This window comes from Sphingobium sp. PNB (genome assembly GCF_019873065.1).
Classification (GTDB): domain Bacteria; phylum Pseudomonadota; class Alphaproteobacteria; order Sphingomonadales; family Sphingomonadaceae; genus Sphingobium; species Sphingobium fuliginis.
Window position 1 is genome coordinate 12,909 of the sequence record NZ_JAINEZ010000008.1, and the last position, 25,283, is coordinate 38,191.

The 25,283-nt window shown below is 63.0% G+C and carries 25 protein-coding genes; 6 read left to right on the forward strand and 19 right to left on the reverse strand.

Features of this window, described 5'->3' with window-relative positions; genetic code table 11:
- Nucleotide 1: 1 nt before the first annotated feature.
- The 12 genes from K7W03_RS04615 to K7W03_RS04670 all read right to left on the reverse strand — a co-directional run bounded on the left by K7W03_RS04615 (nucleotide 2) and on the right by K7W03_RS04670 (nucleotide 11,057).
- The gene (locus tag K7W03_RS04615) at nucleotides 2-535 is read right to left on the reverse strand and encodes a VOC family protein (protein WP_102999870.1); all 534 of its coding nucleotides are present in this window, start codon (nucleotides 533-535) and stop codon (nucleotides 2-4) included.
- Complete coding sequence (locus K7W03_RS04620) at nucleotides 532-1,800, reverse strand: hypothetical protein (protein ID WP_222885718.1); 1,269 nt, start codon at nucleotides 1,798-1,800, stop codon at nucleotides 532-534. Before K7W03_RS04620 ends, K7W03_RS04615 begins: the two co-directional genes overlap by 4 nt.
- Nucleotides 1,797-2,573: an SDR family NAD(P)-dependent oxidoreductase gene (locus tag K7W03_RS04625; protein ID WP_066563898.1), complete on the reverse strand. Its 777-nt coding sequence runs from the start codon at nucleotides 2,571-2,573 to the stop codon at nucleotides 1,797-1,799. Before K7W03_RS04625 ends, K7W03_RS04620 begins: the two co-directional genes overlap by 4 nt.
- 16 nt (nucleotides 2,574-2,589) lie before the next feature.
- Nucleotides 2,590-3,783 carry a sulfotransferase family protein gene (locus K7W03_RS04630; protein ID WP_222885719.1) on the reverse strand — a complete coding sequence of 398 codons (1,194 nt, stop codon included), beginning with the start codon at nucleotides 3,781-3,783 and terminating at the stop codon, nucleotides 2,590-2,592.
- Between the two features lie 124 nt (nucleotides 3,784-3,907).
- Nucleotides 3,908-5,038, reverse strand: a complete 1,131-nt coding sequence (locus K7W03_RS04635; RefSeq protein ID WP_102999868.1) for a phosphotransferase family protein — start codon at nucleotides 5,036-5,038, stop codon at nucleotides 3,908-3,910.
- 2 nt (nucleotides 5,039-5,040) lie between these two features.
- Entirely contained in the window at nucleotides 5,041-6,123 is a 1,083-nt protein-coding gene (locus K7W03_RS04640; protein WP_102999867.1) for a TIGR03857 family LLM class F420-dependent oxidoreductase, read from the reverse strand.
- Between the two features lie 60 nt (nucleotides 6,124-6,183).
- Nucleotides 6,184-6,639 (reverse strand): nuclear transport factor 2 family protein, encoded by a 456-nt coding sequence (locus K7W03_RS04645; RefSeq protein WP_102999866.1) that lies wholly within the window; start codon nucleotides 6,637-6,639, stop codon nucleotides 6,184-6,186.
- An 11-nt stretch (nucleotides 6,640-6,650) separates the two neighbouring features.
- Complete coding sequence (locus K7W03_RS04650) at nucleotides 6,651-7,931, reverse strand: DUF1214 domain-containing protein (protein WP_253257885.1); 1,281 nt, start codon at nucleotides 7,929-7,931, stop codon at nucleotides 6,651-6,653.
- Nucleotides 7,932-7,950: 19 nt separating this feature from the next.
- Nucleotides 7,951-8,715, reverse strand: coding sequence for a tyrosine-protein phosphatase (locus K7W03_RS04655; RefSeq protein ID WP_222885720.1), 765 nt, complete (start codon nucleotides 8,713-8,715; stop codon nucleotides 7,951-7,953).
- Nucleotides 8,716-8,719: 4 nt separating this feature from the next.
- The gene (locus tag K7W03_RS04660) at nucleotides 8,720-9,232 is read right to left on the reverse strand and encodes a VOC family protein (protein WP_222885721.1); all 513 of its coding nucleotides are present in this window, start codon (nucleotides 9,230-9,232) and stop codon (nucleotides 8,720-8,722) included.
- Nucleotides 9,233-9,265: 33 nt separating this feature from the next.
- On the reverse strand, nucleotides 9,266-10,057 hold the full coding sequence (locus K7W03_RS04665) for an SDR family NAD(P)-dependent oxidoreductase (protein ID WP_102999863.1): 792 nt from the start codon (nucleotides 10,055-10,057) through the stop codon (nucleotides 9,266-9,268).
- Nucleotides 10,058-10,178: 121 nt separating this feature from the next.
- Nucleotides 10,179-11,057 carry a helix-turn-helix domain-containing protein gene (locus K7W03_RS04670; protein ID WP_102999908.1) on the reverse strand — a complete coding sequence of 293 codons (879 nt, stop codon included), beginning with the start codon at nucleotides 11,055-11,057 and terminating at the stop codon, nucleotides 10,179-10,181.
- 151 nt (nucleotides 11,058-11,208) lie between these two features.
- On the opposite strand from K7W03_RS04670, the gene K7W03_RS04675 reads away from it, so the two are divergent.
- The 3 genes from K7W03_RS04675 to K7W03_RS04685 all read left to right on the forward strand — a co-directional run bounded on the left by K7W03_RS04675 (nucleotide 11,209) and on the right by K7W03_RS04685 (nucleotide 13,450).
- On the forward strand, nucleotides 11,209-12,498 hold the full coding sequence (locus tag K7W03_RS04675) for a sulfotransferase family protein (protein ID WP_222885722.1): 1,290 nt from the start codon (nucleotides 11,209-11,211) through the stop codon (nucleotides 12,496-12,498).
- A gap of 90 nt (nucleotides 12,499-12,588) precedes the next feature.
- Nucleotides 12,589-12,906 (forward strand): 2Fe-2S iron-sulfur cluster-binding protein, encoded by a 318-nt coding sequence (locus K7W03_RS04680; RefSeq protein ID WP_066562971.1) that lies wholly within the window; start codon nucleotides 12,589-12,591, stop codon nucleotides 12,904-12,906.
- A 40-nt stretch (nucleotides 12,907-12,946) separates the two neighbouring features.
- On the forward strand, nucleotides 12,947-13,450 hold the full coding sequence (locus tag K7W03_RS04685) for an ester cyclase (RefSeq protein WP_066562972.1): 504 nt from the start codon (nucleotides 12,947-12,949) through the stop codon (nucleotides 13,448-13,450).
- Nucleotides 13,451-13,482: 32 nt separating this feature from the next.
- Here K7W03_RS04685 and K7W03_RS04690 read toward each other — a convergent pair whose 3' ends face one another.
- A complete protein-coding gene (locus K7W03_RS04690) occupies nucleotides 13,483-14,136 on the reverse strand; it encodes a TetR/AcrR family transcriptional regulator (protein WP_226869700.1) in 654 nt (217 codons plus the stop codon).
- A gap of 78 nt (nucleotides 14,137-14,214) precedes the next feature.
- Between K7W03_RS04690 and K7W03_RS04695 the strand changes: the two genes are divergently transcribed.
- From K7W03_RS04695 to K7W03_RS04705, 3 genes are all read left to right on the forward strand, one after another.
- Entirely contained in the window at nucleotides 14,215-15,153 is a 939-nt protein-coding gene (locus tag K7W03_RS04695) for a Rieske (2Fe-2S) protein (protein WP_222885723.1), read from the forward strand.
- A 14-nt stretch (nucleotides 15,154-15,167) separates the two neighbouring features.
- Complete coding sequence (locus K7W03_RS04700) at nucleotides 15,168-16,241, forward strand: aromatic ring-hydroxylating dioxygenase subunit alpha (protein WP_102999860.1); 1,074 nt, start codon at nucleotides 15,168-15,170, stop codon at nucleotides 16,239-16,241.
- A 62-nt stretch (nucleotides 16,242-16,303) separates the two neighbouring features.
- The gene (locus tag K7W03_RS04705) at nucleotides 16,304-17,386 is read left to right on the forward strand and encodes an LLM class flavin-dependent oxidoreductase (RefSeq protein WP_222885724.1); all 1,083 of its coding nucleotides are present in this window, start codon (nucleotides 16,304-16,306) and stop codon (nucleotides 17,384-17,386) included.
- Between the two features lie 187 nt (nucleotides 17,387-17,573).
- Here the strand turns inward: K7W03_RS04705 and K7W03_RS04710 are convergent, their stop codons facing one another.
- From K7W03_RS04710 to K7W03_RS04735, 6 genes are all read right to left on the reverse strand, one after another.
- Nucleotides 17,574-19,229 (reverse strand): FAD-dependent oxidoreductase, encoded by a 1,656-nt coding sequence (locus tag K7W03_RS04710; protein WP_102999859.1) that lies wholly within the window; start codon nucleotides 19,227-19,229, stop codon nucleotides 17,574-17,576.
- A 73-nt stretch (nucleotides 19,230-19,302) separates the two neighbouring features.
- Nucleotides 19,303-20,223 carry a TIGR03619 family F420-dependent LLM class oxidoreductase gene (locus tag K7W03_RS04715; protein WP_172451726.1) on the reverse strand — a complete coding sequence of 307 codons (921 nt, stop codon included), beginning with the start codon at nucleotides 20,221-20,223 and terminating at the stop codon, nucleotides 19,303-19,305.
- A 213-nt stretch (nucleotides 20,224-20,436) separates the two neighbouring features.
- Nucleotides 20,437-21,093 (reverse strand): NADPH-dependent F420 reductase, encoded by a 657-nt coding sequence (npdG, locus tag K7W03_RS04720; protein ID WP_102999858.1) that lies wholly within the window; start codon nucleotides 21,091-21,093, stop codon nucleotides 20,437-20,439.
- Nucleotides 21,090-21,920 carry an SDR family NAD(P)-dependent oxidoreductase gene (locus K7W03_RS04725; protein ID WP_222885725.1) on the reverse strand — a complete coding sequence of 277 codons (831 nt, stop codon included), beginning with the start codon at nucleotides 21,918-21,920 and terminating at the stop codon, nucleotides 21,090-21,092. Before K7W03_RS04725 ends, npdG begins: the two co-directional genes overlap by 4 nt.
- Nucleotides 21,917-24,256 (reverse strand): 5-amino-6-(D-ribitylamino)uracil--L-tyrosine 4-hydroxyphenyl transferase CofH, encoded by a 2,340-nt coding sequence (gene cofH / locus K7W03_RS04730; RefSeq protein WP_102999856.1) that lies wholly within the window; start codon nucleotides 24,254-24,256, stop codon nucleotides 21,917-21,919. Before cofH ends, K7W03_RS04725 begins: the two co-directional genes overlap by 4 nt.
- A complete protein-coding gene (locus K7W03_RS04735; protein WP_102999855.1) occupies nucleotides 24,253-25,260 on the reverse strand; it encodes an LLM class flavin-dependent oxidoreductase in 1,008 nt (335 codons plus the stop codon). Before K7W03_RS04735 ends, cofH begins: the two co-directional genes overlap by 4 nt.
- Nucleotides 25,261-25,283 lie beyond the last annotated feature (23 nt).

The following is a 25,283-nucleotide window of genomic DNA, read 5'->3' on the forward strand; positions in this document are numbered from 1 at the left end:
CTCAGTCGAGGTCGGCGATGGATCGGACGGGGCGGCTGATCCCGTCCCACGCGCGATGGGCGGCGTGCATCCGGTCGAGCGACGCTTCCATCGCAGGCGAAAGCTCCATCAGTTCGACATAGCCGCCATTGCCTGCGCGGGTATCGAACAGCGCGAACCTTTCGCCCGACGGCATCATGCCGCTGAACGCCATAGCATAGCCTTCGCCGGACAGCCGCTCCACCCCCTCGTCATAGGGAATGCGCAGCATGACATGATGATAGCCGTCACCATGACGGTCGAGCATTTCGGTGAAGACCGAAGGCCCCTCATTCGTCTGCTGGAGCAGTTCGATCAGCAGTCCGCCGGAAAAGCCGAACGCGACCTTCATCGCCACCTGCGTCGGCGCGCCACGATAGATCTGGCCCGGCAGCACGGGCACGTCGAAAACGAAAAACGGTCCCGCCCCCATGACCCGCGTCCAGTGAGCCAATGCGCGCTCCATGTCGCGCACCACCTGACACAGTTCCAGTATCGAGCCCTTGGGCTGCATCATGCGTCTCCCCAGATCGCGGCATGGGTTCGCAGGAAATGCTGGCGCGCGCGATCGCGCAACTGCTGTTCTCGCAGGGCGAGATCGACCCGGGGAACACCTGCGTCCACTTCGCGGTCGATGGCCGCCAGATCGACGACACGCACGTCGCGAATGAAGCGGGCGGGGTCGGCGCCTTCGGACACGCCCTGCCAGCGCAGCAGCACCCAGCCTTCTTCGAGGCCCGTTGTATCGATCCAGTTGGCGATGCCCGGATCGACGCCCGCCACCACATAGCTGACCGTGCAGTCTACGGCGGGCGTGACCTGCCCACTGTTGAGGCTGACCATGCGAAGCATCGGATCTGGCGAGATCGTCCACGGGTCGGCGATCTGGATGCCGGTATAATAGCTGCCCGCCGGATCGATGGTCACTAGCAACCCCTGCCCTTCCCCCAGTGCAAAGCGCCCACCGGCCAGATAGCCCCAACCCCCGTCACGGCCATTGGGTCCGATCAGCCGATTGGGTTCGGGATGGCCGAGAAAATCATTTTTGAAACCCGACCAGAAGGCGACCCAGGCAGGCAGGTCGGCGATGATGGTCCGGGCAATCTCGCTCTCGCTGCGCGGGCGCCGGTCCGATGGCGGGTCGAGGCGACGGACGCTGACCTGTGCCGGCACCTGCCGCCAGTCGCGCTGACTGTCACGGGTATAGACCTGAATCCGCGCGCCCGGCTCGGTCCGCAAATGGGTCGCACCGCCTTCCTGCGGGCCGACGGTCACCGTCACCTGCCCATCGGCATCGCAGAAGGGCAGAAGTTGCTGAAGCGTCAGCGCGCCCAGATTACGGCCAAGTCCCGCATGATGCTCCGGCTCGACCTCGGCAACGATGCTGAACTGCGGCGGATCGGCGGAAAAGCGGATGTCGACGGCATAGTGCCCATCGCCATCGACCGGAATTTCGCGATTGAAATTGTCGGGATTGTCGATCGCCACCGCCGCACCCGGATAGATGTGGCCGAACCAGCGCCGCGGGGCGTTGCTGATATTCCAGACGACCTTGGGATCGGCGGGATCACCATTGGCTTCGCGCATGGCGAGCCCCAGCACCCACTGATCGAGCGCACGATCCAGCCCCAGCCGTCCGTCGAGCGTAGCCGCCAGCGGATCGGCCAATAAGAGGAGGCGCGCCTCCTCGCGCGCGGCGCGGATGTCGGCCCGTTCGATCAGGCGTAGCGCCAGCCGTTCCGCCGCCGCCTGATCTTCGGTCCAGAGGGGGTTGGCGGTCATGAAATGGTCCCCACCCGGCCGCCTTCGGTGAAGATGGTGCTGCCGGTCGTGTAGCTGGAGCCGTCCCCCGCCAGCAATATGGCTGCGCCTACCGCCTCGTCCGCCGCGCCGAAGCGCTTGATCGCGTTGCGCTCGGCCAGGCCCAGCCCCTTGTGAATATCGGCCTCTTGTCCGTCCGGACTCATCGATCCGACGCACAGGCAGTTGATCCGCGTGTGCGGCGCCTGCGTCTTGGCCAGCTCGCGCACCAGAAAGAGCAGCGCCGCCTTAGACACGCCATAGGCGACGGCGGGCGGGATTGGCGTGAAGCCGCCGCAGCTCTGGACTGAAATGATGCTGCCCTTGCCATGCGCCTTCATATCGGCCTCGGTCAGTTCGGTCAGACGCCAGGTCGCCATGACATTGACGTCCATCGCCGTTTTCCAGACGTCGTCCGTGTTCGCCCAAAGCCCGCCATCAGCGGCATAGACCACGCCGGCCGCGGCATTGTTGAAAACGATATGGATCGGCCCAAAAGCCTCACGGGCGCCCGCCACCAGCCGTTCAAGATCGGCCTTCTCGCCCGCATCGGCGGCGATGGCGATCGCCCTGCCGCCGTCGGCCGCGTTGATCTCTGCGGCAATCCGGTCGAGCCGGCCCTGCGAGCGGGCGGAGAGGACCACATTGGCGCCCAATTCGGCATAGGCCTTGGCGACATGTTCTCCCACGCCCGGCCCTACGCCGGTCAGGATGGCGGTGCGCCCGTCGAGGCGGAAACGGTCGAGAACGCTCATGCTCATACTCCAGACATCAGGGTCGCGCCCGGTCGAACAGATGGCCGTAGCGCGCATAATAGCCGGCAAGCCGTTCATGCACCTCGCCCGGATCAATGCCGAACTGTTCCGGACTGTGTTTGTGCTTGCCAAGGCGGCTGGCGGCAGGATTGTCTGCCAGAAAAGCGGTGATGCGCGCGCGATGCTTGTCGGTGAAGGGCAGAGCGAAACGGTCGTAGATGCGCTGCATCGCCGCCATCGGATCGGCAACGATATCGCGATGGGCGAGGTCGAGAATGCGGCCCTCGATCGCCGGATCATTCGCCCGCGCTTCGGTCGCGCGGGCCATCGCCGCGCACCAGGTGTCGACCACCGACCGGCCGATCGCCTTCAGGTCGTCTGCGCCGCCCACGGCAGCGAGGAACCCCGCGATCATGCTCGACAACGAAGAGAAGGTCAGCACCGGATCGCGATGGGTCCACACCAACATCGCGCCGGGATAGGCCTCCACCAGACCGGGCAGGTCCATCAGATGCTGCGGTGATTTCAGCGTCCAGCGGCCCTTGGGTCCTTTCCACTGATATTGCTGGAGCATCCGCTTATGGGTGCGATATTGCCCTTCCGGCACGGTATCCTGCAACCAGCGGGCGAAATCGGGTACGCCCAGTTCGGCCGGAAAATTGGTGCTGGCGAAATGCAGCATCATGCCATGATTGCACTCGCCCGGCTGAGTGCAGTCCATCCGCTGGATATCGGCCAGTTGCGACGCGTGTTTCAGCCAGTTTTCATAGATGGCCTGCACCTGCGCGATGCGCGGATCGCTGTCGAAACTTGCTTCTTCCGGGGCAGGCCAGGGGATATACCATTCCCATTCGCGGGGCGCGCGAGCGGCCGGATCAAGGCAGAGCAGGTCATAGGTGATCGTCGTCCCGGTGCGCGGCAGGCCGCAGACGATCAGCGGGTCCCCCACGTCCTGCGCGACAATGTCCGGATGCTGCCTTTCGTCTTCGGCGAAGCGCAACCGGGTCGCGAGCAAACCGACAATCTTGTGATGCGCGGTCTCGCGCAGCTGGGCTGGCGGGTCCATCGCCTCGACCGCTTCGACCAGCCGACGAAAGCCCGTCATGAAGGACAGGTCCGGTCCGAAATCCGACAGTCCGGTCGCGGCGCGCGCCTCCGCGATCAGCGCATCGGCGTCGAGAGGCGAACGCTCCAGGACAGAGCTGTTCATGGATACCCCTCGACCGACCGCTGCCTCATGACTCACCCTCTCCACTTTATTATTCCACGATGTGTATTTAATAGAAGAGGCCGTGGTCAAGCAGACAATTCACTTTTGCCCGCAGCGAGCCGCGTCAGGCTGCCTTGTCTTCCACCGGCGTCAGATTCTTCATGAAGGCCACGAAATCCGGTCCCAGTTCGGGGATGGGCAGCCCCAGCTTTTCGGCCAGATAAAGGGTCATGAAATTGTCGTTGAGCGATTTGTTCGTCGCAGGGATGTTGCCGATGCCGACCTGCCGGTCGAAGGCGCCCACGGCGACCAGCGCCATGCGGAGCGCCGCGACGATGTCATAATAATCGAGATGCCCGGCCTTCTGTTCGCTTGCCGCTTCCCAGATGGCGATCGTCTCCTCCTTGCTCGGCAGGCCTTCCAGCCGGGTGATACCGAAGCGGCGGCCGAACAGATCGTCGAAATAGAGCCACCAGGCGAGGTCAAGCTCCGCCGGCCCCAGTGCCGCGAGTTCCCAGTCGATCAGCGCGTTGACGCTGCCGTCGGCCGCGAACATGACGTTCGACGGCGTGGGATCGCCCCACAGCACATTCACCCCCGCATCGGCAGGCATGTTGGCGCGCACATAGGCCATGGCGGCATCGACGATGGGCATCGTCCGGCCGCGCCCCGCAGCCTTGTGCCACGCCTCCAGCGCACCGACATATTGATCGAGACCCGGCCGCCCATTTTCCGGCTGGGCGAGAAATTCAAAGCCGTCGCGCCAGTCGATCGTCGCCAGGCTGGCAAAGGCGTTGATGGCATTGGCGAATGTTTGCCGCCGCTGCTCCGGGGTCATTTCGACCAGCCAGCCTTCCAGATTGTAATTGGGCTTTTGCTTGGCGCATTCCCCTTCCACCTTGCCCATCACGAGAAAAGGCAGGCCGAGAATATCGGGGTCGAGATGCATGCCGATCCACGGCGGCACGGGCAGATCGCCGCGCGCATCGAGCGCCGCCATCATCTTGCCCTGAAGCGCGAGGCTGCTGCCGAACACCACTTCCAGATCCATCGGCTGACGGCGGACCACAAGCGTCTGGCTCTGGGAACCAGCCGGATCGACATAGTCGACGTCGACAAAGAAAATGTCCGCCGAAAAGCCCGCGCCCAGCGTCACATTGAGCGGACGAACGCGGATGTCGCGCCACTCGGGCTTTTCGCTCGCCAGCCAGTCCTGCAACTGGACGGTGATACGATCGGGAGTCAGCAATTCCATGATTACAGCCCCTTCGCCGCCAGCGCGCGCTTCAGTTCGGTGGTGAGCGGCCCCATATCCTTGGGCGACGAGCCGTGGAGCAGAATTTCATCGGCGCCAGCATCCAGGAACCCCATGAGCTGATCGGCGCATTGGGCCGCGGTCCCCACCGCAGCGCCCTCGTCCAGCCATTGCTGCGGAATGAGCCGACTGACATCGACCAGCTCCTGCCGCGTATAGGCCTGATCCGCCGGCTTGCCGTTGAGGCCTGCAATCTTGGGATGGGCGCGGATATCCTCCAGCACCTTTTTGTCCCAGCCGTTGATGTCGACGATCAGGTCGCCAAAGCCGGGCAGTTCGAAATAGGTGATGGCGCGGCCGCCGACGACGGCCTCCTCCTCGTCCTTGGGCAGGTCCGGGGCGACGATGATATTGTGATAGATGCGCACGGACATGGGATCGCGGCCGGCCTTCTCCGCCGCGTCGCGGACGATCTTGGCGCTGTTCTTCACCCCCTGCGCCGACACAAAGGGGTGCAGCAGCACGCCGTCGCAATGTTCGCCAGCGAATTCCAGGCTTTTGGGCCCGATCGCAGTGAAGATGATCGGCGGGGGCGTGCCGCCATGGCGATCGGTCAGATTGATGGCGGGGAATTTGCCCAGCACACCCTCATAATCGATCTTCTCACCCGCCCAGAGGCGCCGGCAGATCGAGATCAGATCGGCCAGCCGCTCCATGGTGATCGGCGGCGAACCCAACATCTTCATATAGGCCGGAACCGCCCGCGCGAACATCAGGCGGAACCGCTCCCCGCTCATCGCCTGCATCATGTCGGCGACGCTGGCGGTGACGAGCGGATGGCGCATCGTCGCATACATGGTGCCGGTGATGCGGATCTTCGAGGTGGCCTCGGCCACCGCGCCCGCCAGCACCGCCGGTTCCTTCAGCGCATAGCGTTCGGAAATCCACACGCAGCCAAGACCGATACGTTCCGCCTCTTTCGCTTCGTCAATCCCGCGACGCGGATCATTGACCCGCCCGGGGAGGATATAGGTGCCGAACTTGTCGAAAAGTGCCTGTACGCCCGGTTCCACCGCTTCCGTCATTCCCATGTCCTCTCAAATATATGCCACTGCATTGCCGTTGGGAGGAGCATAGGCAACCTGTCAAACGGCAGGTTCGGGATGCACCTCGACATAGAGGCGCGTGAGCTTGAGCGCAGCGATTTTCCACTGTCCGTCCTGACGCACATAGCGTTCGGTATAATGGCCGAAACCGGTGATCGACTGACCGCCGGGGATCGGACATTTGCCCGGCGCCCAGACCACCCGGTCCTGCATCGCCGTGATCATGTCCGCCTCATCGCCGCGCAGGTCGATTTCCGACGAGTGGATCTGATGCGCCGAGCATGCGTCGATGACCGCGGAACGTACCTGCTCCAATATGGCGGCGTGCCCGCTCATTGGGGGATTGCCGGTGTCCTCCTCCACATCCAACACCGCATCGGGCGTGAACAGAGAGAGGAAGCCATCCCAGTCCTTGGTGTCGAGAAAGCGGCAATAGCGCGCCTTCACATTGCGGAGCGCCTCATAGTCGAGAAGTCTGGCCAGTTCGTCGCTCATTGGTTCCCCCCTCACCAGATGATGCGCGTGTGCGCGCGGAGCGTGCGTTCGCGGATAGCTTCGGCGCGCGCGTCCGGTGTCACCAGAACGGTGTCGACTGGCAGATGGCTGCGCACGTCGGCCAGTTTGACTTTCTTCATCGTCGGCGTGGGCCGCTCGTCGGTGTTGAACCAGCGCCCCTGCACAGCGCCGCTGGCATAGCCCGACGTGTCGAGCCAGTTGTGAACGCCCGGATCGCGCGCGGAAATGACCGCGCGGAAATAGCCGTCGCCATCGACCACGGCCTGAGCCGCATTGAGGCTGGACTGATTATGATACCAGTCGGTCGTCTCATAGAGTTCGTTGGTCAGGATCAGCGACCAATAATCGACTTCCCTGGGAATCCGGACCTCGGTTATCAGCGCCTCGTCATCGGCCAGATCATAGGCACCCTCATAATAGGATTGCCGGGCAAGACCGGTCATCTGGGAGAAGTCGACGACTTTCAGCGTGTTGATCAGCCCCTCGTCACGCAGCTTCTGCACCTTGTCGGGGAAGGCCAGCGCACAGACCGTCGCCGTGGCGGGAATCTCGGCAAAGCGGTGCGCCAGTTGGGCCAGCGTAGGGCGTCCCTTAGCGGCGTGATCGGCATCCAGACGCACGATGCCGAAGCGCGGCTCGCGCTCGACACCCCAGTCGCAGGCGACGATCCGCACCATCAGCTTCTCGGTCGCGGGTTTCAGTTCCCACCAGTCGCCTTCATAACCGGTCGGACGGGTCGGCGAGAGGATGACATCGAAGGCTCCATCAGCACCGACATGCAGATCGTTAAAATCATTCGCGTCCTGCGCGGGATGATGCTGCCCCGTGCGCAGCGTGTCCGGGCCGAGCTGGGCCAGGATCATCATTCGCGTCGTGCCGCGATCGCCCCGGATGCGATAGGTGCCGCCCTTTTCGATCAGCGCCGCCTTGTAAATGGTGTCCGCATTGGGCTGGAAGATATTCTGGCAAATGTTGAGTTCGGGCACGAAGATCGGGTGACTGCGATCATGCATGATCGCGTCGTTGGTCGCCCGCAGCACGCCCGACAGCAGCAGCCGCATCGATTCCTGCATGACGCGGGGATCGCTGCGCAGCCTTTCCGGGATACGATCGCGCATCAACTGGCCCAGGGGGCGAAGCTGGTCGAGCAGATCTTCCCATTCGAAAATGCCGTTATCGCTCATCTCATTCTCCACCATATTCTTCCGGTTGACGGCGGAGGCCCCGGCTATCCCGCCCGGCAGCAGAAGCCCGGCCAGGGTGGCGGACACGCCCGCGCAGATTTCCCGCCTAGTCTGTGGCAAGCAATTGCTTCAGCGCAGCACGCCGTTCCGCGTCGACGCCTGCCGCCTCGAAATACCCTTCAATCCCGCCCCAGCGCGTCGCGACCATATTGAGCGCGCTCAGGAGGAAATCATCCTGCACGCCGATCAGGATGGCCACCATGTCGTCGGGCGGCACGAAGCCGAAGGTCTTTTGCAGATCGCGCTTGAGATGACCCGACACGCGCAGATTCTGGCCGAATATGTCGGACTTGCGATAATCCTCCATGATCGCGGGACGCGGCACGGCGAGCAGGTCGAGGAACAGGGCGACGACGACGCCGGTCCGGTCCTTGCCGGCGGTGCAATGAACCAGCATCGGCGTGTCCTGCGCCAGCAGCGCATCGACCATCCGCGACAGATGCGGCAGAAATGCCTGCGGCATCAGGCCGTAATTATGCGCCATCACCTCGACGGCGCGCGCGGCGGTCGGGTCGCGACCGAGCGACATCCACATATCTTCCCCCTGCGCGCGCAGGTCCGTATTCATGTCAAGGTCGAGCATCCGGCAATCCGGCCCGCACCAGTCATGAGGCGCCGCATCCCTCTCGATCGTCGATCGGAGATCCGCCACCGAGCGAAAGCCCAGATCCGACAATTCCGTATGATGATCCTCGATAAAACTGGCTGGGCCTTCTGACCTGAAAAGGATGCCGGGCCGGACCTGACCTCCCCCCGCGGTCGGCAGGCCGCCAATGTCGCGGAAATTGAGGCGGGACAGAGCGATGGTCATGCAGTCAGTCCTTTACTGGCGGATAGGTGGGGACGACGGCGCGCATCTGCGCCAGAAGGTCGGGCGCCATCCAGACATGCTCGACATAATGGCCCAGCGTCGCGCGCTCGTCGGTGTAGATATATCGCAGCACATCGCCCAGCGCGCCCTCGAACACAACCGGGTGCCGCGCCAGGTCGAGCGAGGCGACATGCGCCTCCCAGTGGGCAAGCGGTCCATCGATCCGGGTCGCGACATGATGAAAGCGAATGGCTAGGTCATCGCCCTCGGGCAGAAAATCGCTGAACAAGGGGGCCGTATCGCCCACCGGTTCGATCAGTTCGACCTCCACGCCGCCGACCACCGCCAGCGCGATCTTCAGCACCGGCTTGCCGGTCGGGTCTTCGCCGGGCTGGATGTTCGACAACTCGAAGAAGCCGGGCGTGCCATAAGCGTCCTTGAGCGCGGCCATCGCCGCGTCGAGATCGTTGGTGACATAGGCGACCTGGCAATGCTGGCTGTTGGGCCGGACGAACATGCGTATCTCCTGCTATTATCGACAGTCCGTCGGTCAGTTGGCGGACATCTTCCCCCCGTCCACGACCAGCGTGTCGCCAGTGTGATAGGCTGACATGTCGCTCGCCAGATAGACGACCGCACCTTCCAGATCGGCCGGCTTGCCCGCCCGCCCGAGCGGCGCCTTCGCGGCCACCAAGTCCGCGATCATCTTGCCGACTTCCGGGTCTGCAAATGTCATCTCGGTTTCGATGAAACCCGGCGCGATGACATTGCAGCGCACGCCGATCGGACCGAGTTCGGCCGCCAGCGCCTTGGCGAGGGCATTGAGCGCGCCCTTGGCAATGCCATAATGGGCCATGGTCGGCACGCCCTGGAAGATCGAACCGCTGCCGCAGATGATCAGCGAGCCCCCCGGATCACCCGCCTCGGCGCGCGCCTTCATATGCCGCGCACCCTCCCGCAGGGTGAAGACCGCGCCATCGAGATTGACGTCGATCAGCTTGCGATAGGTCGCAACGTCCATCTCCGTGAACGGCACCCGGCTGGCGATACCGGCATTGGCGACCATCGTGTCGACCCGGCCCATGGCATCGAGCGCGCGGGCGAAGCCGGCGACGATCGCAGGTTCGCTGGCGACATCGACCACGTCAGCGAACACCCGCACCCCATGCGCGCGCAACGCCGCTGCCGCCTCCTCATTCCTGTCGGCGCGCCGCCCCCAGAGGATGACGTCACTGCCCGCGCGGGCAAGGCCGCGGGCAAAGCCGAACCCCAGCCCCGAATTGGCGCCCGTGATCAGCGCCACCTTGCCGCTCAGATCGAACAGGTTTTCCGGCACGTCCATTCTCCCCATGGCCGCTCGAACAACGGCGGCGCTTTGGCGCAACATTGCTGGCGACCGCGCCGATGAACAAGGGGGGCCAGTTTCGCGATCGTGCCAATGCCATCGCGAAACGGCCCTGCTTTCAATGCATCATGCCTTCGCGAAACTGCCGGGGCGTCAGTCCAGTCGCCTTGCGGAAGGCGGCTGAAAAGGCGGCCGCACTGTCAAAACCGCAATCCCAGGCGATGACCTTGATCGCCGGGCCGGCCTGGCGCAACAATTGCTTTGCCCTGTCGATCTTGCGGTCGGCGACATAGCGGGTGAGCGTCTGCCCCGTGGCAGCCTTGAACTGGCGGAAGAAATGACGGGTGGAAAGGCCGCATTCCGCCGCCAGCTCGGCTACGGATGGGGGCTTGCCCGGCTGCTCGATGCGATCGCCGATGCGTTGAAGCTGGGCCCGGGACATGCCACTCCCCCGTATTTCGGTATCGCCGCCCGAAACGCGCAGATAGCGCTGTAACTCGATCGCGGCCTGAAGCCATATCGCCTGTGTCAGCATCTCGCTGCAAAAGCCAGGCTGCGCAATCTCACCCGCAATGCGCCGCAGCGCCTCACGCACAGCGGGGCTGCGAACGTCGAGCGATGCCTGCAAGGCGTCGTTCGACAGATCCGGCTCATCATGATCGAATCCCATCCCGTCGAAGCCGCAGCATATCGATGTCTGCTCACCCTCGCCCCACTCGGTATGAAGTTCGCTTCGGGCCGGGACGAACAGCACGTCGCCCAGAGCGCTGGCCCTGCCCTCTCCGATCCCGCCATAGCCGCCACAGGGACGACCGGGGCGCGGGGACAGCGCGAGATCCAGAAAGCTGCGGGGTGACGAAAATATCCCGCCCTGTTGGCCGCGGAAGCGATAATGGTGCAATTCCATCACCACACCGGGCAGCGCTATCCGCCCCCGAACCGTGCACTCCATGGCCGGTGTGACGGGCAGATCATAGACCTGGGAAACAGCGTTCATCCAACCTCTCCGAACAGTTTCGCGTGCCGCGATGCCATCCCTGCGCAGCATGGCGCTTTTGCGGAGCATTTGGCGCAGTGGCGATGGCTGCGCACCTTGCGGAAGAAAGGGTCCGTGCTTTTAGATGGCGCATCGATAAAAGGAGAGCGACATGGGCAGTCCCGCGCAGGAAGAGGCCGCGCGCCGTAACATCATTGACATTACCGACCTGCATCACCCCGTGCTGACCGATGTTCAGAAGCAGGTGATGGCCGGAGCCGAAGCGGCGGCGGATCAGATCGTCCTCCAGCCGGAGGTCATTTTGACTGCGGCGCAGGCGCAGACCGGGCTGTCGGATTTCGGCGCGGAGGATTTTCGCGAACGGCTGGCCGTCTGGTGCCAGGCCGTGGACGAGGATGCCAACGCCTCGGCGGTCACGCGCGCCAATCTGTTCCAGATGATGATCCGCTTTGCCGCGACCCGCCTGCGGATCGAGGACATAGTGAAGCGCCACCCGGAGATATTGGACATCCAGATCGACCGGCCGATCATCGTCGCGGGCCTTCCCCGATCGGGCACGACGCATCTGCTCGGTCTGCTGTCGGCCGACCGCCGGTTCCGCTCCCTGCCCTGGTGGGAAGCGATCGCGCCGGTTCCCGCCCCTGACGAAACCCCGACACCTGAGGATAGCAATCCCCGCTGGACCAAGGCGGAACAGGGCTGGCGGATGATGGAATCCATCCTGCCCCATATGGCGATCATGCACGAATTTTCGCCCGATCATATCAGCGAGGATATCGAGCTTCAGGCAGTCGACTTCTCCTCCTATCTGATCGAGTGGCTCGCGCATGTGCCGCGCTGGCGCGATTATTATCTGAGCCACGACCAGTCGGGCACCTATGCCTATCTGAAAAAGGGCCTTCAGGTCCTGACATATCTGAACGGACCCAACCGCTGGGTCATCAAATGCCCGCAGCATATGGAGCAACTCCCCGCCCTCTATAAGGCCTTTCCCGACGCCACCTTCGTCCTGACCCATCGCGATCCGGTCGGATCGATCCGGTCGCAGCTCACCATGTATAGCTATGCGGCGCGCATGTTCCGCAAGACGGTCGATATTCAGGAACCGCTCGCCTACTGGCCCGACCGCTATGAGAAGCTGCTCCGCGCCTGCGTGCGGGATCGCGACATCCTGCCCCCCGACCAGACGATCGACGTCTATTTCCACGACTGGATCAGAAATCCCGACCCGATCCTGAAGGAAATCTATCTCATTGCCGACATCCCCCTGACCGATCAGGCGCTGGCCGATCTGCACAGCTATCTGGCCGAGCATGGCGAGCAGGCCAAGGGCAAGATCGTCTATGATCTGGAACGCGATTTTCATGTGACCGGCGAGGAATTGCGCCGCCCCTTCGCTTTCTATTTCGATCGTTTCCCGGTCGAGGTCGAGGTGAAATAGCCAATCTCACAACCTGCCTTTCGACAGGAGGGAAATCAATACGCCCTGATTAGGAGGGGGCATCGATTCCGATTCCAGCAGAGGAATGCCATGCCCGAATTGAATGTCATTACCCGTGACGGCGCCCAGCAGACGATCAAGGCATCCGCCGATACGTCAGTGATGGAAGCCATACGTGATTCCGGTTTCGATGAGTTGCTGGCGCTGTGTGGCGGCTGCTGTTCCTGCGCGACATGCCATGTCTATGTCGACCCGGCCTTCGCTCAGTCCCTGCCCCCCGTATCGGACGATGAAAGCGATCTGCTGGATGGCTCGCCGCATCGCAACGACTATTCGCGCCTGTCCTGTCAGGTCATGATGTCGGAAGCGCTTTCGGGCCTTACGATCACCATCGCGCCTGAAGACTGAGCATAACGCACCACCCCTGAATGAATGAGAGAGGATTATCGTGGCCTGGAAAGAAGATATTCGTGAACAGCTCGACGTGTCGGATTCGACCGTACTGACCGACAAGCAGAAGCAGATGGTCAAGCATTGGACCGACCTGCAGGAAACCCTGAATGCCGGCGACTTTGACGGAATGGATCGATTTTTCCATCCCGAGTTTCGCTACGGCAACCCCAACCGGCCGGATCTGGGCACCTATGAGCAGTGGAAGACCTCGCCGGTCGCGCTCTACAAGACCTTCTTCCCCGCCGCCTACAAAACCATCGACGCGGTCGGCAAGGGCGACGATGAAATCTGGATCTACGCGACCCATTATTGCAAGCATGTCGGCGGCCCCTATATGGGCGTGCAGCCGACCGGCAACGAGTTTCAGGTCAACTGGTTCTCGATCGTCAAGTTCAAGGACGACAAGATTATCAGCATCTTCAGCATTTCCGACGTGCTGACCATGCTGAAGGACATCGGCGTGGTGGAAGTCCCCCAGCCTGTCGATCCCTACAAGTAAGCAGATATGCCGCTGCCCTTCTTCCGCTTTGGTCAGGCGACCGACGGAAGGAGGGCAGCGAGCAGAAAAGCGGCCAGCCTATCTGCATGTTCGGCCGCATGCACATCATCCACTTCCTGCCCGGCCCCCAGCCGCTGCTGCATCGGCACGGCACAGAAATAATAGCCGACCCCCTGCACCAGCAGCGCCATCAACGCCGCCGTCGACAGGTCGTGAACCGGCCGCTGCAACCGCACCGCGTCGAGCAGGCCATCGAGCCGCCGCTGGAACGGCAGCACAAAATGTTCGACGATATGGTCAAGCCGCCAGGTCGAACGGCAGCCTTCCACATTGGTCAGCGACACGATGTCGCCATTGCTCGTCGCCCACAGGCAGAAACGCTGGATCAGATGGCGCAGCCGCACTTCCGGATCGGCCGGTTCGTCAAAAGCCGCTTCGACGAAGGGCGATGCCTGCGCCATGCGCCAGTCGACCGCACGTATCCACAGATCCTCCTTCCGGCCGAACCGGACATTCAGCAGATTGTGGCTGACCCCAAGCCGCTTCGACAGATCGCGCAGCGTCGTGCCCTCATAGCCGCGCTCCGCGAAGGTCGCAAAGGCCAGGCCCAGCAGTTTGTCCTCATCCACGGCCTGGGCGGCATTGAGGGCAGGACGGCCGCGGGTGCGCTGGGGACGATCGAGCATCAGCAGATCCATAGTGAAAAGACGTTGACATATAAATTGTCATCCGTCAATTTAATCGAAAGGAGAGTGGATAGCGCTATGAGTCTCGATTGTGATCTTTGGTGGGCTGTCGCACGGTCCGAGGAAGTGACCTCCGAAAAGCCGCTGTCCGTCGATATCGGCGATCAGCCGGTCGTGCTGTGGCGCGACAATCACGGTATCGCCCGCGCGCTGGAGGATCGCTGCCCGCATCGTCGCGCACCGCTGTCGCTGGGCTGCATCCGCGACAATGGCTGGATTCAGTGCGGCTATCATGGCTGGAGCTATGACGGCGAGTCGGGACGCCTGAAGGAAATCCCGAACATGAAGGATCAGCAGAAATTCCCGCCAATCTACAAGGCCAATGCCTTTGGCGTCAGCGAGCAGGCGGGTTTCGTGCGGGTCTGCCTCAATCCCAAGGCGGAAGCGCCGCTCAGCGCAGACCCCAAATACAGCTATATCGGCACGGTCAACGTCAGTTGCAGCCATCAGGAATATCTAAATGCGCTCTATGACGATCCGAGCCTCGTCATCGCGATCCGCGGTGTCCGCTTCAGCCCCTATCTGATGTCGGAACTGCATGAGGAAGGCGGGATGCTGGTGATGGAGCGCAATTGCCAGTGGCATCCGCTGCACTGGCCGTCGCATTTCGTGGCCGAATTTCCGCTCACCCTGCTGACGCGCACCCATCCGCTGACCGGCGAGACACAGTTGACGCTGCGCGACGACCAATTCAACGATCTGCTCCACGCCGTTCTTTCGCCCGTCCCCTCGGCGCGGGGGGTGACAGCCGTCCGCTGGCGGGCCGAACTGGGCGTTCGCCATCCGGGCGTGCGCGGCGCGGTGCTGCGCGGGATCAACCCGCTGTCGGTGCTCGCATCGGTCGACGGATCGAAACTGCGTGCCACCAAGCCCACCGTCTCGCTGCATGGCGAGGATCTGCGCAAGGCAATGCTGGAAAGCGCCCCCGCGACCCATGATCAGACCGTAGCGGCCTGAAGGAGGATTTGAAGATGCTCGAAACCGCCGATCGTCCCGTTTCGCACGACGACAATTCCGCCGCGCCATCAGGTGGCAACCCGATCGCCCTGAACGCCATCAACCGCTGGGTGCCGCATAATCTCGTGATGCGCGACAGCTGGTTTCCGGTGGCGCATGATTATTCCGTGACGGGGAAGCCCGTCCGCCGCGCCATCTATTCGCACCCCATCTTCCTGTGGCGCGACAATGGCGTCGCCGTCGCCAGCGAATTCCATCCCAATGAGCGGATCGCACGCGACAAGAGCGAATTTACCGACGCACGCGGCCGGTATCCGGTGATGGAACATTATGGCGTGGTCTGGGTGTGGTTCGGCAACCCGCTGGCGGCAGACCCGGCCCATCTCCCCAGCCTGCCCTTCCTCCCTCCCAAGGGTGGCCTGCCGCGGCACATGACCGCGACCGTCCGCTTTGAGAGCGCCGCGCCGATCAGCCTGGAAAATCTGATCGACCTTACCCATGCCGACTTCCTGCATGCCGACGTCGTCGGCGACGAACGGTCGGACAGCGAAACCGTGGAAACCTTCTACGACAGCGAGACCGTCACCATGGTCCGCACCTGCGTCAACAAGTCGGTCGCCCCGGTGATGAAATTCTTCAGCGGCATCAAGCAGCCGACCCAGAATGTGCGGCAGGTGATCCGCATCTATCTGCGCTCTCACTGCGCCATCGCCTATGGCCGGTTCAGCCCCGGTGACGATGTGCCGCTGTTCCACCCCTGCACGCCCGAAACGCGGGACCGCACGCGGATGGAAATGGTCATGAACACCTCCAACGCGGGCCTGATGTTCCGCCATGTCATGCCCAAGGCGGGTTACAAGGTGTCGCGGCAGGACAGCTACATGACCTCGCCGCAAAGCCCGCGCTATATGCGCCATACCGACCGCAAGGACCTGCACAGCAAGTTCGACCAGGCCGGGCAGCGCTATCGCATGGCGATGATGGACCTTGCCGACCGGCAGGCGAAGGGCGACTTCGCCTATCGCGACAATGTCAGCGCCGATTGCAGCGACATCATCGGCCTACGCAAGGAACTGTTCCAGTTCTGATCTGATCTCTCCCCATGGGCGGACGGCAGCGTCCGCTCCTTTTTTTCTTTTCCGGAGTCGCCATGTCCAAGCTCGTCAATGCCGTCGGCGGTGAACGCCGCTGGTGGGCCGTCATGCCCACCCTGCCTGCCCCCGCCATGGCAGGTATCGGCCAGCAGATGGAACAGGCGGGTTTCGAGGGCTGCTTTTCGCTGCAGATTTACGGGCCGCCCTTCGTTCCGATGGCTGCGACCGCCGCGCTGACGAACAGCCTGAAGGTCGGCACCGGCGTCGCTATTGCAGGAACGCGCAGTCCGGTGGAAACCGCCTATGCAGCGATGGACATCGATCGCATTTCCAATGGCCGCTTCGTGCTGGGGCTGGGCTCCAGCATCAAGAGCTGCGTCACGGGCATGTATGGCGAACCCGAACGCAAGCTGCTGTCCCACCTGCGCGAAAGCGTCAAGGTGATCCGCTATGTCATCGCCAACGCGCATAAGGGGCTCGATCCGATCGAGGGGGAATATTTCTCCGCCGATTTTGAGGAAATGATGCTGACCGCGCCCCCGGTGCGGGAAGAGATTCCGATCTGGATCGCGGCGCTACAGGACAAAATGACTGCGCTTGCGCTGGAAATCGGCGACGGTCTGATGGTCCATGCCCTCTGGTCCGCGGCCTATACCAGGAGCCGACTGCCTTTCATCAACGAGAAGCTGGCCCAATATGGCCGCAGGCGCGAAGATATCGAAATCAACGCCTGGCCTTGGATCGCGGTCAATGATGACAAGCAGAAGGCGATCGACGACAGCCGCGCCACCGTCGCGGCCTATTCCGGATACAAGGAATATGAGCCCTTCTTCGAGGCGATCGGCTTTGGCGATCAGGCGCGCGCCTGCCAGTTGAGCCTGGGTGAGCATGGCGACATCGCCAAGGTCATCGGCAATGTGTCCGATGCGATGGTCGAAGCCTTCGTGACCTGCGGGCCGGTGGACGAAGTTCTCGAAAAGATCGAGCCGTTCTGGGATGTGGTGGACTCGCTCTGCCCGATGACGCCCTATCGGGATCTGACCATGGACCAGCTGACCGACTATAATGCGGGTCTTTTCAAGCTGGTGGCGACGGCTCGGGCGCGGGCCGGCATGGTTGCCGAACCGGCGTACAGCTAGAGCGCGCTGCGTTAAATTCGACGCAGGTCGCGCGCTCTAAGTTTCTGTTGTCGCATCGTTTATGCGGAAAACCGGTTTCCACTTTTCCGCACGATGCTTTTAAGGTTGATCTCAGTAGTTGCTACGGCAGGAGCCGGGGCCAAGGATAACCCTTGATCCCGGCTCCTGCCGTCCCCCCCCCAAAGAATCAGGCCGGCACCAGTGACTCGGCCATGGCTTTGCCGGCGATGAACCCTGTCACCATGGCCGGGCCGACATTGCAGCCATGCGCCGGCGATTTGCCGCGCCAGATGGAATTGGCATCAAGCCCAGCCGCGAACAGTCCTTCGACCGGCGCGCCATCTGTTCCGATCACGCGGCATTGCGCGTCGATCTTGAGGCCCACCGTCGTGGACCCGTCACCCGGATAGATTTGGATGGCATAGAAGGGTGCCTTTTCCACCCGACCAAGACACGGATTGGGCTGATGCCTGGGATCGCCGATCTCGATATCGATCTGCGTGTCGCCCTTGCCGAAATCCAGATCCTTGCCGATCTCGGCATAGCGGTTCATCTTCGCGACCGTCGCCACCAGCCCGTCGGCGTCCACACCGATCTTGTCCGCCAGTTCGCGCAGGCTGGGCGCCTCTGTGACATAGCCCGCCGCGATCAGTTTCTTGAGACCGCCGCCGCCGGGATACACCATGCCCATGCCATATTTCTTGATGAACGCGGCATCCCCGATGATGTGGGCGGGCACGGTGCCGCTCCGGTGCATGGCCTCGACAAAGTGGACGGACGCCTCATTCCCGAAACGCTCGCCCTTGGCATCGACCGCGATGCAGCCGGGCTTCGACATGTCAATCAGATGCGCGTAGCGCGCGACATAGCCGTCCGGCCGCGTCATCTTGGAAACCACGGCCCAGACGGCATTGACCAGATTGTCGCCATCCAGCGACGCCCCGGCATCCAGCCCCATATTCATCCCGTCGCCGGTATTTTCATAAGGCAGGATCGAGACATGCTCCTCGGCATAGGGGATATAGGCCTTGCGCAACTGCTCACTGGCCGAAAAACCGCCGGACGCCAGCAGGACACCAACCCTTGCTTCGATGTCCTCGGCGCCGACGCGCACGCCGGTCACGCGGCCGGCCTTCACCAGCAGCCGATCGACAGCGGCGTCCTTGCGGAGCGTGACACCGGCATCGATCGCCGACCGGATCAGCCGCGCCGCCAGCGCATTGCCCATGGTCAGCCGCGTGCCGCGCGGATAGCGGCGCACCTTGTCCAGGCCAAATTTCGCGGCCAGCTTGCCGAAATGGAACAGCGACCTGGGCGACGGCATCTCGGCCAGATAAGGAAGGTCGAACAGATCGATCATGAAGCCGCCCGGCGCGTTGAACTCCTCGCGTGCCGGACGAAGCTCGGCGAAGTGATCGCCCAGTTTCTTGCCGTCATATTCCTGTGGCGAAAGCAGTCGGCCATGATCGGCGGCGCCGCCGACTTCAGGGTACCAGTCGCTGCTGGGCGGCGAGAGAAGGAAATGAACCTCGCTGTTCTTGTCCAGCCATTCCACCATTTCCGGACCTGCGTCGAGATAGGCGTCGATCAACGCGGGATTGGCCGTCGGTCCGATCACGTCCAGCACATATTGGCGCGCCACGGCGCGGCTGTCCTCGACACCGGCGGCCTTGGCCTGCGGGCTGCCGGGAATCCAGATGCCGCCGCCCGAAACCGATGTCGTGCCGCCGAAATGTTCGGCCTTTTCAAGCACAAGGACCGACAGCCCGGCGGACGCGGCCCTGATCGCCGCGGTCATGCCCGCAGCACCCGATCCTACCACCACAACATCATATTGGGCCATCAAGTCCTCCCGATCAGTCTTTCGATGTCCATGAGGAAAAGCGCGCCAGCCCGCGCCTTTCCCCCGGCAGGTTTCAGATTTTGGGCATGATTTCCTCGGCCACCCACTGGAGCCGCTCAAGATATTCGGTCAGCCCGGATATGCCCGGCGGCAGCGGAACGATGGTTTGATTGACCCCCAGTTCCTTCAGCCAGCCCACCTGATCGATGACCTTTTGCGCGTCCCGCGTTCCGGGCGCGCGCGGGTCATCCATGATCTCATGATGCGCGCCGACATTGAGCATTTCGAGCGCAAAGAACATGTCGATCGGCCGTCCGTCATATTCAGGCTGCGAACGGATGAAGTCGAGGCATTCGGGGAATTTTTCCGGCGGGGTGCGGAAGGGCGACCAGCCGTCGCCGAATTTCGCCACGCGCCTGAGCACCGGTTCGGCATCGCCCCCGAACCAGATCGGCAGACGCGGTTGCTGCACCGGCTTGGGCGCGAACCCGACATTCCTGAACCGGACGAACTCTCCCTCGAATTCGGGCTTTTCCGATGTCCACAGTTCAATGATCGCGGCGACATATTCATCGGCCATGCGCCCGCGCTGGTGGAAGTCCACACCCAGCATGTCGAACTCTTCCTTCAGCCAACCGACCCCGAACAAGGCCGTGGCCCGGCCGCCGCTCAGCCAGTCGAGCGTAGACCAGGCCTTGGCATGAACGATCGGGCTTTGCAGAGGCAGGATCGACACCGAGGAACTGAGCTTCATATTCCTGGTACGACCGGCGAGGAAGGCGAGTGCAACCGTCCCATGAACATAATGGTCGCCCGACAGCGCTATATGTTCCTGTGGGATGATGAAATGTTCGCCCAGCATGCATTTGTGGAAACCAAGTCGATCGGCCGTCGCCACCGCCTGTCCGATGTCATCTCCGGTCAAAGCATATTCCCAGGGCTGCGTCATCGCGGCGACGTGCATGCTGTTGGGAACGCCGATGTTGAGCTTCATGATGATCCTCCCATATTCTCCGGGCGAAAGGATAGACGGGGCGGGGTGAGCGGCACCTTCCCGCCGGAAGGGGAAGCCGCCCTGAAATCTGTGCCCGACGATTTTCGGCACGGCAAAATGCCCTTCCCCCATCCTCACCATCAGTCGTGCCCTGTCCGAAGAGAGGGTCAGGGCTTTCGATGGGCGGATTCCTTCGAACCCGTCAAGGCAGCGTCACGCCTTCAGCGGCACGAGTTCGCCCGTGATGCGAATGCCCGCCCCGTCGACCTTATAAGTCTTGTTCATGAAGATCAGGATCGACGTCAGCGCTTCGGCAGCGGCGGAATTGACGAGCGCACCACCATGCAGCCCCCGCAACCCCATGGCATCAGCCAGTGCCACAACGCGCGCCCGGGCATACTTGTCATCGCCAAATACCAGCACGTCGCACCCGACATCGACATCCTTCGCCAGCTTGTGCGCGGCGACATTGTGGAAAGCGGAGACCAGCGTGACATCCTGTCCCAGCACGTCCTGCGCCTTCTGGGCGGCGGAGCCTTCATCCGGCAACTGGACGCGCATCACCTTGGGCGGAACGAGCGGGACAGTCGTGTCCACGACCAGCTTGCCCGCGACATGGGGGGCAATGTCGCGAAGCGTCGCCTCCTGTGCGGCAAAGGGCACCGTCACGATGACAATGTCCGCTTCCGCCGCGACATCCGCATTGGCGCCCCCGCGCAGACCGTGCCCCAGTTCCGAGGCTGCCTTTTCCGCACTTTCGGCTTTTCGCGATCCGATCGTCACGGGATAACCGGCACGCGCCAGCCGCCAGGCAATCGCAGCGCCCAGATTGCCGGTGCCGCCGACGACGGCAATGGCAGGAAATGTCATAAAATGTCCTTCGATTGGTTGGCGGTAAAGCGCATCATGTCTGCAAATACCGCGGAATGAGACGTGAACCCGCCGTCGGCGACAATCGAAGCGCCGGTAATGTAGCGGGATTGATCGGACGCCAGAAACGCGACTACCTCTGCAATATCCTCCGGCCGACCGAGATAGTCGACCATATTATGCTCCCGCATCAGCGTCTGTGCCTCCGGCGGCATGTTGCGGTCCAGAGCCTCCGTCATCACCAGCCCGACAACGACGACATTGGACCGGATGCCCTGCTTGCCATATTGCGTGGCGATATAGCGGGACAGGCTGAGCAGGCCGGCCTTGGTCGTGCCATAAGCGGGAAAGTCGAGATCCCCGGCGAGGCCCTTGCCCGATCCGGTAAAGACGACCGAACCGCCGCCCGCAGCGATCATGCGCGGGATGGCATGTTTTGCGGTGAGCATCGCCCCGCGAAGGTTGACCGCAAAGGCACGGTCCCAGAAGTCGGCATCCATATCCGCGATCAGCCCATCACCGGCCAACATACCGGTCTGCGCCGCATTGGCGTGCAGGATGTCAAGCCTGCCGAAACGATCCACGACCTGGGCGATGCCGTTCGCCACCGTCTCCTCGTTGGTGACATCCATGATGAGGGCGATCGCCTCTCCGCCAGTTGCCTCGACCCGCGCGACGGCTTCATCGAGCGGCGCAGCCTCCGGGCCTGCCACGGCGATCTTCGCCCCACGGCCCGCCAGCATGAGCGCGGTGGCCAGACCGATGCCGGTTCCTCCGCCGGTGACAATCGCAACCTTGTCCTTCACCGGATATTGCAGGTCGGTCATAGCATCTCCGATAAGGCAAGGGGCCGTGGCGGCACCGGTTGATAAAGTGTCGTGCGCTGGCGGACAGGCCGTCCCACCGAGGCCGCCAGAGCCTGCATTTCCTTAGGCCCGAATTCCTGCCCATTGACGCCACCGGCAGCCCGGGTAATCGATTCATCCATCAGCGTGCCACCCATGTCATTGGCGCCTGCATTCAGGATCGCCGCGGCCCCTTCCGGCCCCATCTTCACCCAGGACACCTGGATATTGGGGATCACCGGATGCAGCACGATGCGCGCCACCGCGTGCATCAACACGGCCTCCCGATAGCTTGGCCCGGACCGTGCCAGCCCCTTGCGCCAGATCGGTGATTCCATATGCACGAACGGCAGCGGCACGAATTCGGTGAAGCCGCCCGTCTCCTCCTGCAACCCGCGGATGCGGAGCAGATGGCGCGCCCAATGGCGATATTCCTCGACATGACCGAACATGATCGTCGCCGTGCTACGCAGACCGACCCCATGCGCCACGCGCATCACCTCGATCCACTCATCCGCCGTCACCTTGTCAGGGCAGATGATGGCGCGAACTTCGGGATCCAGTATCTCCGCCGCCGTGCCGGGTAGCGTGGACAGCCCCGCTTCCTTCAGCCGTGCCAGATAATCCTCCAGCGGCAGGCCGAGCGTGCGCGCGCCATGCGTCACCTCCAGCGGCGAAAAGGCATGGATATGAATATCGGGCGCGGCCTCACGCACTGCCTTCAGGACATCAAGATAGGTGTGACCGTCATAATCGGGATGAATCCCGCCCTGAAGGCAGACTTCGGTCGCGCCGCGATCCCAGGCTTCGGCCGCACGGCGTCCGATCTCCTCCATGTCGAGCCTGTAGGCCGGACCGCGCATGGCTTTGGTGCTGCCCTTGGAAAAGGCGCAGAAGCCGCATTTATAGAGGCAGATATTGGTATAGTTGATGTTGCGGTTGACCGCATAGGTCAGCATGTCGCCCACGGCCTGCCGCCTCAATCTGTCGGCCTGGTTGACGATGGCGGTGAAATCATCCTGCCCGGCATCGAACAGGGTGACGATGTCCGCTTCGCTCAGCCGCTCCCCCTCTCCCGCCGCAGCAAGGATGGAGAGGATCGATCGGGAGGCGAGAACGGGCTCCACGGCCATGATGTCGGGCGCGGGATCGCCATGCCCTGCGGACCAGTCGTCGACCTTGGGCAATCCCCGCCCGTCGATGGCACGCAGGATCTGGGTGGCGATGGCTGGCGCTACCCAATCCCGCGCGGCGAGCGCATGACGCGGACCGATGGCGAGCCGCTGCATCAATATGCGGCCCGCGGCTTTGGTGGCGTCCTCCAATATCTCCAGATGCGGCCAGGGCGCCTCCGGGTTTACATGGTCCGGCGTCACGGGCGACACCCCGCCCCAATCATTGACGCCGGCCCGGATCAGCGGCGCCAGATCGACGCGATCGTGGAGATTGGGCGGTGCCTGGATCGTCATCTCAGGCCCCAGGATGATCCGCGCGGCGGCGATGCCCCAAAGATGATCGTCAAGCGACGGTTCGGCATGATCCGCCATCCGCGTTCCCGGCTTTGCGCGGAAATTCTGGATGATGACTTCCTGAACATGGCCGTAGCGGCGATGCAGATCGCGAATGGCGACCAGCGCTTCCACCTGCTCATCGCGGGTTTCGCCTATGCCGATCAGCAGGCCGGTCGTGAACGGCACGCGCGCGCGGCCAGCTTCCTCGATGGCTGCCAATCGCTGGACCGGTTCCTTGTCGGGCGAACCGAAATGCGGGCCGCCGCGCGCGCACAGCCGATCGGAACTGCTTTCCAGCATGATGCCCATGGAAGCGGAATGCGGCCTCAACAGCGCATAATCGGCGCTGTCCATCAGACCGGGATTGAGATGAGGCAGCAAGCCCGTCTCGCGGAACACCAGTTCCGCCATTTCGGTAAGATAGGACAATGTCGAGTCATGCCCCAATCGCGCGAGAGCCTCGCGTGCGGCGGCATAGCGGGCTTCCGGCCGATCGCCGAGCGTGAAAAGGGCTTCCCGGCATCCGGCCGCCGCGCCCGCGCGGGCAATGGCCAGAACCTCATCTCTGCTGAGATAGGCATCACCGGCGCGGGTCGGCGTGGTGGCGAAGGTGCAATAATGGCAGACGTCGCGGCACAATTTGGTGAGGGGGATGAAGACCTTGCGCGAATAGGTCACGCGACGGCCATGCGCCGCGACCGTCATCGCCTCCGCTGCCTCCATCATGTCCGCAAGGGACGGGGATCGCAGCACCGCCGCAATCCCGGCCGCTTCGTCTTCGCTCAGATGCAGTAGATCCAGTGTCACATCGCACTCCTCGCCTGGGCAAGCCCGCGAATGGTTTCCAGCGGCGCCGCATGTCCGGGCAAGGCCGCGATGAAGGTCGAGACGCCCATCGCCTCAAGTTGCCGCAGCATGTCCGTGGCCGCGTCGACGGGTCCTGCCAACGTATCGAAATCCGCCAGAAACCCGGTCAGTCCCAATTCTTCCATCAAGGCCACATTCCTGCCGCCAACGACCACATGTTCGGTCGGGTCATAGCGCGCGTGCAATTGATCGATCTTGCCGCGAAACTGCGTCGGGACCCGCGCCAGGGTTTCGGGCGTGCGGAAGGCCATGCCGTTGACGACGATGAACGCCTTGAGATCGTCAATGGCTTGGTCGCGGCTGGGACGGATCGAGGCGAAGGAAACGACCCAGATATCGATCGACAGGGGATCGCGGCCCGCCGCCTGCGCCGCTGCCCGGACCGTATCGATCCGGTCCTTCAGCGCGTCGAGATGGCGTTCCCCCGCGAACAAGATGACGCCATTGGCTTGCTCGCCCGCCAGAGCCAGCGCTTTGGGACCGAAGGCGGAATAATAGATCGGAATCGGCCGGGCAAAACGGAGCGGCTTGATCTCCGCCCCGTTCAGCTCCGCCGGCCGTCCGGCAAACAGGTCCCGAAGCGCCGCCAGTTCCGCCCGGATTTCCTTTTGCGTGGCGGGCGGCCGCCCGATGGCCAGAACCGTGCTGCCGCCCGTCGCCAGGCCCAGTGCCACGCGCCCGCCGGAAAGATCGTCGATCGTGCTGAGCGCGGAAGCCGTTACCAGCGGATGCCGCATGAAGGGCGATGTGACAAGCGGCGCCAAAGTCGCTTTCGGGGCGTCCAGTGCAGCGAGGGTAAGCGACACATAGAGTTCGTGCCAACCCGCGGGCGAATCGCCCACGGTGATCAGATCGAAACCCAGATCGGCGGCAAGACGGACTTCTTCGCGAAATCTGTCCAGCCTGTCCCCCCACATGCTGCATATGCCGAGCTTCATGGCCATCCTCTCGGGAACTTCCTACGCCC